Origin of the sequence: Amycolatopsis australiensis (genome assembly GCF_900119165.1) — a bacterium.
Lineage (GTDB): Bacteria > Actinomycetota > Actinomycetes > Mycobacteriales > Pseudonocardiaceae > Amycolatopsis > Amycolatopsis australiensis.
Genome location: NZ_FPJG01000006.1, coordinates 7380255 through 7392918, shown reverse-complemented (window position 1 = coordinate 7392918; position 12664 = coordinate 7380255). Strand labels below are relative to the sequence as shown.

The following is a 12664-nucleotide window of genomic DNA, read 5'->3' as shown; positions in this document are numbered from 1 at the left end:
GCGGGCGAGCCTGCCGACGTCGTACGCTGGGCACTTCGTTAGCCTTTCCGTTGGCGAACCATCCACCTCGAAGGAGAGCAGTCGCAGTGCTCCGCACTCACCGAGCCGGCACCCTGCGTGCCGAGCAGGCCGGACAGACCGTCACCCTCACCGGATGGGTGGCCCGGCGGCGAGATCACGGCGGCGTCATCTTCATCGACCTCCGTGACGCCAGCGGCGTCGCCCAGGTCGTCTTCCGCGAGGGCGAAATGGCCGAGCGCGCGCACGCGCTGCGCTCGGAGTTCTGCGTCAAGATCGTCGGCGAGGTCTCGAAGCGCCCCGAAGGCAACGCGAACACCGACATCCCGACCGGCGAGATCGAGGTCCTCGCGACCGAGCTGGAAGTCCTCTCCGAGTCCGCGCCGCTGCCGTTCCCGATCGACGACCGCGTCGACGTCGGCGAGGAGGTGCGGCTCAAGCACCGCTACCTCGACCTGCGCCGCAGCGGCCCGGCCGCGGCCATGCGGCTGCGCAGCGAGGTCAGCCGCGTCGCGCGCGAGGTGCTGCACGCGCAGGACTTCGTCGAGGTCGAGACCCCGACCATGACGCGCTCCACCCCCGAAGGCGCGCGCGACTTCCTGGTCCCGGCCCGGCTCAAGCCCGGTTCCTGGTACGCGCTGCCGCAGTCGCCGCAGCTGTTCAAGCAGCTGCTCATGGTCGGCGGGCTGGAGCGGTACTACCAGATCGCGCGCTGCTACCGCGACGAGGACTTCCGCGCCGACCGCCAGCCCGAGTTCACCCAGCTCGACATCGAGATGAGCTTCGTCGAGCAGGACGACGTCATCAAGCTCGGCGAGGACATCGTCTCGGCGCTGTGGCAGCTGATCGGGCACGAGATCCCGCGGCCCATCCCGCGCATCACCTACCACGAGGCGATGGCCAAGTACGGCTCGGACAAGCCGGACCTGCGCTTCGACCTCGAGATCACCGACATGACGGAGTTCTTCGCCGACACGCCGTTCCGCGTGTTCCAGGCGCCGTACGTCGGGGCGGTCGTCATGGCGGGCGGGGCGAGCCAGCCGCGCCGCCAGCTCGACGCGTGGCAGGAGTGGGCGAAGCAGCGTGGCGCCAAGGGCCTCGCGTACATCCTCGTCAACGAGGACGGCACGCTCGGCGGCCCGGTCGCGAAGAACCTGTCGGAGCACGAGCGTGAGAACGTCGTCGCAGCGGCGGGCGCGAAGCCGGGCGACTGCATCTTCTTCTCCGCCGGCAAGGCCGCGACCACGCAGCCGCTGCTCGGCGCGGCCCGCGACGAGATCGGCAAGCGGCTCGGCCTGATCGACGAGAACGCCTGGTCGTTCGTCTGGGTGGTCGACGCGCCGCTGTTCGCGCCGGTCGAGGAGATCGGGGACGACGTCGCCGTCGGCTCCGGCAAGTGGACCGCCGTGCACCACGCGTTCACCTCGCCGACGCCGGAGTGGATCGACAAGTTCGAGCAGGACCCGGGCAACGCGCTCGCCTACGCCTACGACATCGTCTGCAACGGCAACGAGATCGGCGGCGGCTCGATCCGTATCCACCGCGCCGACGTGCAGAAGCGCGTGTTCAACCTGATGGGCCTCGGCGAGGAGGAAGCGCAGGAGAAGTTCGGCTTCCTGCTCGACGCCTTCCAGTTCGGCCCGCCGCCGCACGGCGGCATCGCGTTCGGCTGGGACCGGATCGTCATGCTGCTGGCCAAGGCCGACTCGCTGCGTGACGTGATCGCGTTCCCGAAGACCGGCGGCGGCTACGACCCGCTGACCGCGGCGCCCGCGCCGATCACGGCGCAGCAGCGCAAGGAGGCCGGCATCGACGCGAAGCCGGCCACCCCGCCGCAGAAGTAGTGCTGCACCTGAGGGCTGTGTGCCCGCCGGACAAGACCGCCGAGGCGCTCGAAGTCCTGCGGGCACACGCCGGGACGGCGCACCTGGTCGTGCACCGCGGTGCCGCCGTCGCACCCGAAGGCGACCTGGTCGAGGCCGACATCGCGCGGGAGGCGGCGGACGAGATCGTCGGCGCGTTGTGCGGGCTCGAGCTCGACCACACCGGCGGCATCACGCTCGAATCGCTCGACACGGCGTTGTCGGACGCCGCCGACGCGGCGGAGGAGGCCGCGCCGGGCGAAGGCGCGGACGCCGTCGTGTGGGAGGAGCTGGTCGCCCGGACCGGCGAGGAGTCGCGGCTCAACGTGACGTACCTGGCGTTCCTCACCATCGCGTGCCTGCTCGCCGCGGCCGGCGTGCTCACCGACTCGGCGGTGACGATCGTCGGCGCGATGGTCGTCGGCCCCGAGTTCGGGCCGCTCGCGGCCCTGGCGGTCGGCCTGGTGCTGCGGCGCCGCGACCTCGCCGGGCAGGCGGCCGCGGCGCTGGCCGTGGGCTTCCCGCTGGCCATGGTGGTCACGCTGGGTGGCGCCCTGCTGGTCCGCGTGACCGACGTCTTCGGCGAGCAGGCGTTCGAGCTGAAGCAGCACAGCGACGTCGACTTCGTCTTCTCCGTCGGCGTGCCGTCACTGGTCGTCGCGATGCTCGCCGGCGCGGCCGGGATGCTGGCCATGACCTCGGCGAAGTCGGCCGCGCTCGTGGGCGTCTTCATCTCCGTGACGACGGTGCCGGCCGCCGGCTACGCGGTCGTCGCCGCCGTGAAGGGGGAGTGGAGCCGGTGCCTCCAGTCGGTCGGGCAGCTGCTGGTGAACCTTCTCGGAATCGTTGCAGCTGCGGCCATTGTGTTGATCGTGCGCCGGAATGGGCAACGTTCACCGATGGGGACGCGTCCGCTTTCACGGGGATGACCCCGCCGGCCGGGAGCTCCTCCCTGTCCGGTTGTCAGTAGTCATGGTTGCTCAGTCACGAGTAGGGTCGGTGACAATGACAGTCGACACCTCCTCCGCCGGCGACGCTGGGGTCGGGGCAGGAGCCGAGCACCTCGCCGTGGCCGCGGCGGTCGCGGCGGGCGAGTCCGTTCTCTCGCGCCGGTTCGGCAGCGCGATCACGCTGGTCGCGCCCGAGGACCTCGCGGGAAGCGGGCCGGCCACGGTGGTCAGGGCGAGGGTGGTGTCGTCGTCGTTCGCGCTGCCGCGCACGCTGGTCGTCAAGCACTACCCGGAGCGGCCCGAGCCGGGGGCGGCCGACCCGTTCGCCCAGGAGGCGGTCAGCTACCAGCTGTTCACGGCGCTGGCACCGGACGAGCGGATGTGCCCGGAGCTGCTCGCCCACGACGGCCGCGACCGCGTGCTGGTGCTGGAGGACCTCGGCCGCACGGCGACGCTGGAGGACAAGCTCTACGCGCGCGACTCCCGCGCGGCCGAGCGCGCGCTGCTGTCGTGGGCGCGGTCGCTGGGCCGCCTGCACGCGAGCACGGCCGGCCGCGAGGCGGACTTCAACGCGTTGCTGCGGCGTCTGGGCGCCCCGGCGAAGACCGACTCCGACGGGGTCGACGAGCTGTGTTCGCAGGTGCCGTCGGTGATCCAGGAGCGGCTGGGCATCAAGGTGCCGGACGAGGTCCGCACGCTGGTCGCCGCCGCGCTGGAGCAGTCCCGTTCGGCGGGCTTCCGGGCGTTCAGCCCGGTCGAGCTGAGCCCGGACAACAACCTGGTGACGGGCGAGGGCGTCCGGTTCCTGGACTTCGAGTACGGCTGCGTCCGCTCGGCGCTGGTCGACGCGGCCCACCTGCGACTGCCGTTCGCGAGCTGGCCGGACGCGCTCGCCCTGCCGGCGGGCATGAGCGAGGCGATGATCGCGGCCTGGCGCGCGGAGGTGGTCGGGGTCTGGCCCGCCTTCGCCGACGACGAGGTCCTGGCGACCCACCTGACGACGAGCGAGCTGCTGCGGGTCTGGCTGATCACGGGCGAGGAGCTGGGCTCGCTGGACCTGTCCCACCACGCGGCACCGGTGAGCCGCGAGGCGGCGCTGGTGACGTGGTGGCGCGACCTGGCCAAGCACGCGGGCTACGTCCGGATGACGGCGGTCCCGGAGTTCGCGGCCCGCGTGGCGGCGGCACTGGCGGCCCGGCTGGGCCCGCACGCCGACCTGGCGTTCTACCCGGCGTTCCGCTGACCGGACGTTCCCCGGCGCCCACCCGCCGCAATTCGGCGCGCGGACACCGGGGAATTCCGGGAAAACGGAACCCGGGAATCGTCAGGATTTGACGTACTCCCCGGTGCAGAGGTCGATGTGCTCGTGCTTGTCGAGCTGCTCGCCCGGGAAGAACCAGCCGACCGCGCGGTACATCAGCTTGCCGTCGCAGGTGCCCAGGTCCCACGCTTCGATCGTGGCCGTCTTCGGCACGGCCGCGGCGAGCGGCTCACCGTCGGGGACGAACGAGGCCGTCCCCGAGCCGGTCGCGGTTTCTCCGCCCCACGTCCGCCAGTGCACGTGGCTGATCACGGCCGACGCGTCGCCGCCGTTGTCGATCAGGCCGGGCCGGACGGTTCCGTATCCGTGCTGGTAGGGCCCCCACGGGCGGCCCAGCACCGGCACCGGCTGGTGCGGCGCAACCGGCCGGCCCGCCTGATCCGCCGCGGGTGCGGCGGCGGTGGGCGCGGGCGCGGCAGCCGTGGCCGTCGAGGCGGTGGCTGTGGGTGCAGCGGACGGGGTGGGCGTCGGCGCGGGCACCGGCGCCGAGCTGCACGCGGACATCGTCAGGCCGACCAGAATCGCGCCGGCGCCGGCGACCGACAGTTTCCGGGCGCGACGAACAAAGCTTTCGTTCATGGTGTGTTCCCCCTGCGGAATGGAACAAGCAGATCTTGTTCTCGCCGGGAAAGACGTGCGCGCCGGAAGGAGGTTGGCCGCGGATTCGCCGGTGACCCTTTCGTGACCTGGCGCTCCGAAGAGCCCCCGCGACCAGGCAAACGACACATTTCCGGCACCGCCGAGGTGAGCGTCAAGAATTAGGCGCGCTGTCGCGGGCGTGTTACCTCGTCCTCACCGGGGGTGAGCTTCCGTGGCCGATGGTCGTGGGCGTGACCGTGACCAGCCTCGAAGTCACTCCCTCGCCCGAACCGCCACGCCCTCCCCGTCCCCCGCTCGCGGCCGTCCCGTCGCCCAGGCGAGCGCGGCGGCTCGTCGTGCTCGGGGACTCCACCGCCGTCGGGCTCGGGGATCCGCTGCCCCGGCGCGGCGGGTGGCGGGGTGTCGGCCCGCTCGTCGCCACCGCGCTCGGGGTCGACGCCGGTGGCTACCTCAACCCGTCCTTCACCGGTGCGCGGATGCGCTGCGTGCTCACCCGGCAGGTGCCCGCCGCCGTCGCGCACCGGCCCGATGTCGCCTTGCTGGTGGCCGGCATGAACGACACCCTGCGCCCGGACTTCGACGCCGCCCGCGTCGCCGCCGACCTCACCGAGGTCGTCCACCGGCTGCGGGAGACCGGCACCACGGTCGTGCCCGTCCGGTTCCACGACCACAGCCGGGTGTTCCGGCTGCCGCCGTCGCTCAAGCGCGCCCTCAGCGCCCGCGTCGCCGAGCTGAACGCGGCCATCGACGAGGTCGTCGCCCGCGAAGGGATCCCCTGCCTGGACCTGGAAACGCTGCCCGGCGCCTACGACCTCACGGCCTGGAGCGTCGACCGGCTCCACCCGTCGGAACTCGGCCACCGCATGCTCGCCAGCGGCTTCACCGGCCTGCTGGCCGAAGCCGGCTTCGCGGTGCCGGAGCCGGTGAGCCTCACCTGCGGCGGCGGCGTCGAGCCGAGCGCCGCCGGGCACGTGGGCTGGCTGGTGCTCAAGGGAATCCCGTGGCTCTGGCGCCGCGGCCGCGAGTTCCTCCCGTACGCCGCGGTCATCATGTGGAACTCGTTCCGCGCCCGCTGAACACGCGCAGCGCTTCGGCGTCGGAAGCCGGGTGGCGGACGAAAGCGTCCGCCCACTCCTCGATCCCGGGATAGGCCGACTCCGCGGCCAGGAACCGGCAGGCCGCCTCGGCGTCGTACTCGGTGCGCCGCAGCTCGACCCCGGCGCCGAGCAGCGCCCAGTGCGCACCCGGGCTGCCGTAAGGCATGCCGACACTGCCGGGGTTCACGATCCGCCGCCGGTCGGCCAGCCGCACGAACGGCATGTGCGTGTGCCCGCAGACGACCGTCGCCGCCGAGACGCCGCCGAGGACTTCCGCCCAGCGTTCCAGCGGGCTGTCGACGAGCACGATTTCCGTGTCGTCGCGCGGGGTCGCGTGGCAGAACAGCACGTCGCCGATCGTGACGGTCAGCGGGAGCGCGTCCAGCACCGGCAGGTCCGCGGGACGCAGCTGCCGCGCCGCCCAGGGGAAGATCGGGTCCGGGACGAAGGTCCCGGTGCCGCGCGCGGACGCCGCCAGCTCGCGGTCGGCGTTGCCCCGCACCCAGACCGCGCGCGGGCCCAGCGCCAGCAGCCGCTCCAGCGTCGCCACCGGCATCGGCCCGGCGAGCATGTCGCCGAGCAGCACGATCCGGTCCGCGGCGGCGACGTCGGGCTCGGCCAGCACGGCCTCCAGCGCGGGGAGGACGCCGTGGATGTCGGAGAGCACCGCCACCGTCATCGCCCTACTCTGCGGCACGGGCAGCGCCCCGGGCGAGCGATTTCGCCCAGGGCGCACCCGGTTCACTCCGTCGTGAGCGGCAGCTCCCGCACGCCGGTCATGTTCGGGTTCACCTGGAACTTCGGCGGCTCGCCCTGGATCGTGCGCAGCGCCGGGTAGCGGTCGAACAGGATGTTCAGCGCCACCCGGCCTTCGAGCCGGGCCAGCGGTGCCCCGATGCAGAAGTGGATGCCGCGGCCGAACGCCAGGTGCGGGTTGGGGTCCCGCAGCGGGTCGAACCGGTCCGGCTCGGCGAACACCCGCTCGTCGCGGTTGGCCGCCGCCACCCACACCATCAGCAGCTGATCGGCGGGCACGGTCGCGCCGCCCAGCTCGACCTCCCGCACGGTGGTGCGCGCCACCGCCGCGAACGGTGTCAGGTACCGCAGCGACTCCTCGATCATCGGCGGCACGAGCGAGCGGTCCGCGCGCACGCGCTCGTCCCACTCCGGATGGGTGTCCAGGCAGAGCACGGAGTTGCCGAGCAGCATCGTGGTGGTGATGTGCCCGGCCAGCAGCAGGATGTTCGCGAAATTGACGACCTCGTCGCGGGAGAGCCGTTCGCCGTCCACTTCGGCTTCGACCAGCTTGGTCAGCAGGTCCTCGCGCGGCCGCTCGCGCCGCTCGTCGACGTGCCCGCCGAGGTAGTCCCGCAGCGCCTGCTGGCCCGCCAGGGACTTCTTGATCGCTTCGTCCTGCTTCTCGTCCTTCTTGACCAGGGAAAGCTGCTCGGAGGACTCGAACATCTTGTCCACCCAGCCCTTGAACAGGTACCGGTCGCCCGGCGGGACGCCCAGCAGCTCGGCGATCACGATCACCGGCAGCGGGTAGGCCAGGTCGGCCACCAGCTCCAGCCGGCCCGGCGTGCTGACCGCGTCGAGCATTTCGTGGGTGATCGCCGCGATCCGCGGCTCCAGGTCCGCCACGACCTTCGGGGTGAAGGCGCGGCTGACGAGCTTGCGCATCTTGTTGTGCAGCGGCGGGTCGAGCTGCAGCAGGTTGCCCGCCGACAGCGTTTCCAGGTCGGCCTCCGGCATCAGCTCCTTCGGCACCAGCCGGGTGGTGTCGGAGGAGTACGTCGCCGGGTCACGGAGGATCTCCTCGATCTCCGGGTGCCCGTAGACGTTCCACATCCCCAGTTCCGCGGCGAATTCGACGCGCTTCTCCGGCTGCTTCCCCCGCAGCCAGAACTGGGACTCGTGCAGTCCCCAGGTGTCCGCCGGTGTGGTGGTCATTTCCGCCCCTTCCCCTGTTGGCCCCGGATCAGCCGGGTGCCCTGGTGGGATCGTGTGCGTAGATCCCTTTCCGGTAGCCCGAGACGAGCGCCTCGAGCGCCGAACTCAATTCCGCCGCCACCTCCGCGACCGCGAGGGGATCGGGCTCCCCGGGCGGCTCGAACGCGGTGCGGATGACGTACGCGAGGACTTCCGCCTTCGCTTCCGGGGTGATGCCGTCGAACTCGTCGGTGAGCGTGCCGCCGAAGTAGAAGCCGACGGTCGTGGCGTTGAGCGCGAAGGACAGGTTCGGCACGTCCGAGCGGACGAGGCCGTGCCGCAGCATCGTCTCCTCGAACTGCGTGCGCAGCTCGTCCTGCTGCTTCTTCAGCGCGAGGTCGCCCATCGAGCCGAACATCTCGGCGTTGCCGCGCAGCATGGCCATCACCAGCGGACGGCGGTGCGTCACGAGGAACGACGCCGGGATCATCCGGTGCGGCAGGATCATCGCCGGGTCGGCCTTGATCCCGGCCAGGATCTCGTCGGTCGAGTCGGCGGACTCGCGCAGCATCAGCGCCTGGAACAGCAGCTCCTTGTTGCGCCAGTGCAGGTAGACGGTGCCCTTGCCGATGCCGACCGCGCGCGCGATGTCGTCGACGGCCACCTTGCGGTAGCCCATGCGCAGCAGCAGCTCGCCCGCCGCGTCGAGGATGCGGTCGGCGCGTTCGCGGTTCGGATGACTCATGCGGCTCCACCTGCGGGTTCGTCGAGCGATTGACTGGTTGACCAGAATGGCACGTTCGGTCAACCAGTCATCACGACGGTAGCGCCGATCGTGGCACCGGGGCAAGCGGTTCTGTCGGTGGCTTCGGTTAACGTCATCGGTGTGGCACAGGACGAGCTCTTCCCCGGCGACGCACTCTTCTCCGCGGAGCCGGCATTCCCTCCGGCGAACGCCGACATCGGGCCGCCGCCGGAGCGCACGGGGTCGAACGCGGCCGCGGAACCGCAGGCGGATCCGGCCAGCTCGCCGCTGGCCGTGCGGATGCGGCCGCGCTCGCTCGACGAGGTCGTCGGCCAGCAGCACCTGCTGCGCGAAGGGGCGCCGCTGCGGCGGCTGGTCGAAGGGGCCGCGCCGGCCTCGGTGCTGCTCTACGGCCCGCCCGGCACGGGCAAGACGACGCTGGCCAACCTCGTCTCGATCGCCACCGGCCGCCGGTTCGTCGCGATGTCGGCGCTCTCGGCCGGCGTCAAGGAGGTGCGCGGCGTCATCGAGGAGGCGCGGCGGCGGCGCCAGTACAACGCCGAGAACACCGTGCTGTTCATCGACGAGGTCCACCGGTTCTCCAAGACGCAGCAGGACGCGCTGCTCGGCGCGGTCGAGGACCGCACGGTGCTGCTGGTGGCGGCGACCACCGAGAACCCGTCGTTCTCGGTCGTTTCACCGCTGCTGTCGCGGTCACTGGTGCTGCAGCTGCGTCCGCTGACCGACGAAGACATCACCCAGCTGATCGAGCGGGCGCTGACCGACGAGCGCGGCCTGGCGGGCGAGCTGACGCTGACCGGGGACGCGCGGGCCCACCTCGTCCGGCTCGCCGGCGGCGACGCCCGGCGCGCGCTCACGGCCCTCGAAGCGGCGGCGGACGCGGCGTCGGCCACCGAGGCGAAGACCATCGACCTGGCCATCGTCGAGTCCACAGTGGACAAGGCGGCGGTGCGCTACGACCGCGACGGCGACCAGCACTACGACGTGATCAGCGCGTTCATCAAGTCGATCCGCGGGTCCGATGTGGACGCGGCGCTGCATTACCTGGCCCGGATGATCGAGGCGGGCGAGGACCCGCGCTTCCTCGCGCGGCGGCTGGTCGTGCACGCGAGCGAGGACATCGGGATGGCCGACCCGACGGCGCTGCAGTCGGCGGTCGCGGCCGCGCACGCGGTGCAGTTCATCGGCATGCCGGAGGGCAGGCTGGCACTGGCGCAGGCGACGATCCACCTGGCGACGGCCCCGAAGTCGAACGCGGTGATCACGGGCATCGACGCGGCACTGGCCGACGTCCGGGCAGGGCTGGCGGGCACGGTCCCGCCACACCTGCGCGACGGCCATTACGCGGGCGCCAAGAAGCTCGGCAACGCCCAGGGGTACCGCTACCCGCACAACGTGCCGGAAGGCGTGCTGGCCCAGCAGTACCCGCCGGACGAGCTGGTGGGCCGGGACTATTACGAGCCGACCCAGCGCGGTGCGGAGCGGACGCTGGCCGAGCGGGTCCCGAAGCTGCGCCGGACGATCCGCGGCCAGAACTGACGCGGCCGGGGGCTGGGCTGGTGGGGCCGGGGCGACGAGCCCACACACCGAGTCCCGAAGCAGTGCGATCGGCGGTCAGAACTGAACCGCCGGGGCGGCGAGCCACGCCCCGGCGAAGGCCGCGCGCGACGCCACCCACCGCCGGCGGGGCCGCGCCTCCACCAGGGCCAGGGCCGCGCCGCCGCTCGCCGCCGGACCGGCCCGGCCTGCCCTGGCCCAAGGCAGCCCACGACCTGGCGGCCCCGCCACCCGCCACCGACGGAACACGCCCCGCTCCGGCCGGGGCCGCCCACCTGGCCCAACACCGCCACCCACCGCCACCCGCAGTGATCACCAGGGCGGGCCGCCGCGGGCAAGATCATCGGGTTTCGTAGGCTTCGCCACTTGAGGTGGCCCGCGCCAGGGGAGGGCCGCCGCGACCGCAGGAGGCTTACCCGTGCCCGCGACGCTGCAGTGCATCGTCCTGGACTGCCCGGAGCCGCTCGTGCTCGCCCGCTTCTACCAGGCCCTGCTCGGCGGTGAGGTGGACCGGCCGGACCCGCGGTGGCGGGTCGACGAGGACTGGTCCACCCTGCACGTCACCGGGATCGTCCTCGGCTTCCAGCGGTCGCTGGACTACCGGCCGCCGCGCTGGCCGGACCCGGCCTTCCCGCAGCAGTTCCACCTCGACTTCGAAGTCGACGACTTCCGCGAGTCGCACCAGGTCGTGCTGCGGCACGGCGGCCGGCTGCTCGACCCCGACCTCGGCGGCCGCGGCTGGCGCGTCTACGCCGACCCGGCCGGGCACCCGTTCTGCCTCCTCGGCGACTACTGACCGGACTGCGGGCCGCCCCCGCGTTCGGCACGATGGGGACATGAGCGTCGCGTTTCTCGGAACCGGAATCATGGGCGCGCCGATGGCGGCCAACATCGCGAAGGCGGGCCTCGACGTCCGGGTCTGGAACCGGACCCGGGCGAAGGCCGAGCCCCTCGCCGACGTCGCCACGGTCGCCGGTTCGGCGGCATCGGCGGCCGAAGGCGCGGACATCCTCGTGACGATGCTCGCCGACGGCCCCGCGGTCGCCGAAGCGTTCGAAGCCGCTTCGCCCGCGTCGGGCACGTTGTGGCTGCAGATGAGCACAGTCGGGCTGGACTGGACCGACCGCCTGGCCGCGACGGCGGAGAAGGCGGGCGTGGTGTTCGTCGACGCGCCGGTGCTCGGCACGCGGCAACCCGCGGAGCAGGCCCAGCTGCAGGTGCTGGCGTCCGGCCCGGAGGAAGCCCGGCCGAAGGCGACGCCGGTGTTCGACGCGGTCGCGATGAAGACGCTGTGGCTCGGCCCCGCCGGCCGGGGCAGCCGCCTCAAGCTGGTGCTCAACGCGTGGGTGCTCGCGCTGACGAACGCGACGGCCGAGAGCCTCGCCCTGGCCCGCGCGCTGGACCTGGATCCGGCGCTGTTCCTGGAGACGATCAAGGGCGGCGGCCTCGACGTGGGCTACGCGCACCTCAAGGGCGCGGCGATGCTGGCGGGCGAGTTCCCGGCGTCGTTCCCGGCGGGCCTGGCGGCGAAGGACGCGCGCCTGGTGGTGGAGGCGGCGGCCGGCGACGTCGACGTGGCGGGCGCTCGCGCCGTCCTCGCGCACCTGGAAGCGGCGGTGGAAGCCGGCCACGGCGACGAGGACATGGCCGCGCTCTACCGCGCGGTGCTCAAAGAGCGTTAGAGGAGCGTCGCGAGACGGTCGACGCCGAGGCCGCTCGTCATGAGCCGCTCCTTCGCGTTGCCGAGCAGCCTGCGCGTCCACGGCGTGAAGCCGCCGTCGCCGACGTCGGCCACCTCGCCGCCGAAGGACGCGTACACCTTGAAGCAGAGGCCCTCGTAGTACCCGCCGCGCCCGCCTTCGCGCTCCGGGAACGCGTGGACCGGCACGTCGACGTCGTCGAGCAGGCCCTCGAACCGGGGATCGAGCACCGTCACACCGAGTGAGACCGCGGTGGCGCCCAGCGCGCGGCAGCCCGCCACCATCAGCCGGGCGTGCTCGGCCACCGCCGCCCGCTCGAACCGCAGGGCGCCGCGGTCCCGCCCGGCCGTCACCGCGCCGAACAGGGAGAAGTGCGCGAACAGCCCGGCCCGCTCGACGTGCTGGGCGCGGACCACGCGCTGAACCGCCGCCAGGCGGACGACGCCGTCCCCGGCGCGCCGGACCGCCGCCTCCAGGGCCAGGCCCGTCGTGGGATCCGCGGCGACCTCGGTGCCGCGGCCGGTCGGCACCACCCGGTGCTGGGCCAGCCCGGTCACCACCGAATGCGTCCCCAGCGGAACCAGCGGCGACAGCGTCACCGGGTCGAACGCCGAAGCCGCGGACAGGAGCGCGTCCTCGACCCGGCGCAGCAGCGCCGGCGGCAGCGGGCTCGGCGCCGCGAACCGGTCCTCCCGGTGCCGGCGCAGCACGGCGGGCCCGCTCAGCCGGGCGGCCCGGCGGCGCGCCACCTCCAGCTGGACCGTGGTCAGGTCGGCGCCGGGCAACGCCGCGAGCACGTCGGCCGCCGCGCCGCCCGGCCCGGCGAGCACCCGGCGGGAAGGTCCGTCGTCGTGTCCCATC

At 72.8% G+C, this 12664-nt stretch carries 12 protein-coding genes; 7 read left to right on the top strand and 5 right to left on the bottom strand.

Translation table 11 applies throughout. The features are described 5' to 3' along the window. Positions 1–86: 86 nt before the first annotated feature. The 3 genes from aspS (at position 87) to BT341_RS35265 (ending at position 4073) form a co-directional block, all read left to right on the top strand. Complete coding sequence (gene aspS / locus BT341_RS35275) at positions 87–1862, top strand: aspartate--tRNA ligase (RefSeq protein ID WP_072480334.1); 1776 nt, start codon at positions 87–89, stop codon at positions 1860–1862. Then, positions 1862–2809: a DUF389 domain-containing protein gene (locus BT341_RS35270; protein ID WP_072480333.1), complete on the top strand. Its 948-nt coding sequence runs from the start codon at positions 1862–1864 to the stop codon at positions 2807–2809. Before aspS ends, BT341_RS35270 begins: the two co-directional genes overlap by 1 nt. Positions 2810–2885: 76 nt before the next feature. Further along, on the top strand, positions 2886–4073 hold the full coding sequence (locus BT341_RS35265; RefSeq protein WP_072480332.1) for a phosphotransferase: 1188 nt from the start codon (positions 2886–2888) through the stop codon (positions 4071–4073). An 81-nt stretch (positions 4074–4154) separates the two neighbouring features. Here BT341_RS35265 and BT341_RS45730 read toward each other — a convergent pair whose 3' ends face one another. Continuing rightward, positions 4155–4730, bottom strand: coding sequence for a hypothetical protein (locus BT341_RS45730; RefSeq protein ID WP_072480331.1), 576 nt, complete (start codon positions 4728–4730; stop codon positions 4155–4157). 239 nt (positions 4731–4969) lie between these two features. Here BT341_RS45730 and BT341_RS35255 point away from each other — a divergent pair, with 239 nt between their 5' ends. Continuing rightward, positions 4970–5827: an SGNH/GDSL hydrolase family protein gene (locus BT341_RS35255; RefSeq protein ID WP_072480330.1), complete on the top strand. Its 858-nt coding sequence runs from the start codon at positions 4970–4972 to the stop codon at positions 5825–5827. Here the strand turns inward: BT341_RS35255 and BT341_RS35250 are convergent. The 3 genes from BT341_RS35250 to BT341_RS35240 form a co-directional block, all read right to left on the bottom strand. Continuing rightward, positions 5799–6527, bottom strand: a complete 729-nt coding sequence (locus BT341_RS35250; RefSeq protein ID WP_072480329.1) for a metallophosphoesterase family protein — start codon at positions 6525–6527, stop codon at positions 5799–5801. The two genes, BT341_RS35255 and BT341_RS35250, sit on opposite strands and share 29 nt — an antisense overlap. Before the next feature lie 62 nt (positions 6528–6589). Beyond that, a complete protein-coding gene (locus tag BT341_RS35245) occupies positions 6590–7801 on the bottom strand; it encodes a cytochrome P450 (protein ID WP_072480328.1) in 1212 nt (403 codons plus the stop codon). A gap of 28 nt (positions 7802–7829) precedes the next feature. Continuing rightward, entirely contained in the window at positions 7830–8525 is a 696-nt protein-coding gene (locus tag BT341_RS35240) for a TetR/AcrR family transcriptional regulator (RefSeq protein ID WP_072480327.1), read from the bottom strand. Between the two features lie 141 nt (positions 8526–8666). On the opposite strand from BT341_RS35240, the gene BT341_RS35235 reads away from it, so the two are divergent. From BT341_RS35235 to BT341_RS35225, 3 genes are all read left to right on the top strand, one after another. Continuing rightward, positions 8667–10085, top strand: a complete 1419-nt coding sequence (locus BT341_RS35235; RefSeq protein ID WP_425426438.1) for a replication-associated recombination protein A — start codon at positions 8667–8669, stop codon at positions 10083–10085. Positions 10086–10521: 436 nt separating this feature from the next. Next, the gene (locus tag BT341_RS35230; protein ID WP_072480326.1) at positions 10522–10899 is read left to right on the top strand and encodes a VOC family protein; all 378 of its coding nucleotides are present in this window, start codon (positions 10522–10524) and stop codon (positions 10897–10899) included. A 40-nt stretch (positions 10900–10939) separates the two neighbouring features. After that, positions 10940–11785, top strand: coding sequence for an NAD(P)-dependent oxidoreductase (locus tag BT341_RS35225; protein WP_072480325.1), 846 nt, complete (start codon positions 10940–10942; stop codon positions 11783–11785). Here BT341_RS35225 and BT341_RS35220 read toward each other — a convergent pair. Continuing rightward, the gene (locus BT341_RS35220; RefSeq protein ID WP_072480324.1) at positions 11782–12663 is read right to left on the bottom strand and encodes a hypothetical protein; all 882 of its coding nucleotides are present in this window, start codon (positions 12661–12663) and stop codon (positions 11782–11784) included. The genes BT341_RS35225 and BT341_RS35220 overlap by 4 nt on opposite strands. Position 12664 lies beyond the last annotated feature (1 nt).

Excerpts from the sequence above, each read along its gene's own strand:
- BT341_RS35265 (WP_072480332.1), top strand. The coding sequence starts at position 2,886 with ATGACAGTCGACACCTCCTCCGCCGGCGACGCTGGGGTCGGGGCAGGA.
- BT341_RS45730 (WP_072480331.1), bottom strand. The coding sequence starts at position 4,730 with ATGAACGAAAGCTTTGTTCGTCGCGCCCGGAAACTGTCGGTCGCCGGC.
- BT341_RS35255 (WP_072480330.1), top strand. The coding sequence starts at position 4,970 with ATGGTCGTGGGCGTGACCGTGACCAGCCTCGAAGTCACTCCCTCGCCC.
- BT341_RS35250 (WP_072480329.1), bottom strand. The coding sequence starts at position 6,527 with ATGACGGTGGCGGTGCTCTCCGACATCCACGGCGTCCTCCCCGCGCTG.
- BT341_RS35245 (WP_072480328.1), bottom strand. The coding sequence starts at position 7,801 with ATGACCACCACACCGGCGGACACCTGGGGACTGCACGAGTCCCAGTTC.
- BT341_RS35240 (WP_072480327.1), bottom strand. The coding sequence starts at position 8,525 with ATGAGTCATCCGAACCGCGAACGCGCCGACCGCATCCTCGACGCGGCG.
- BT341_RS35225 (WP_072480325.1), top strand. The coding sequence starts at position 10,940 with ATGAGCGTCGCGTTTCTCGGAACCGGAATCATGGGCGCGCCGATGGCG.
- BT341_RS35220 (WP_072480324.1), bottom strand. The coding sequence starts at position 12,663 with ATGGGACACGACGACGGACCTTCCCGCCGGGTGCTCGCCGGGCCGGGC.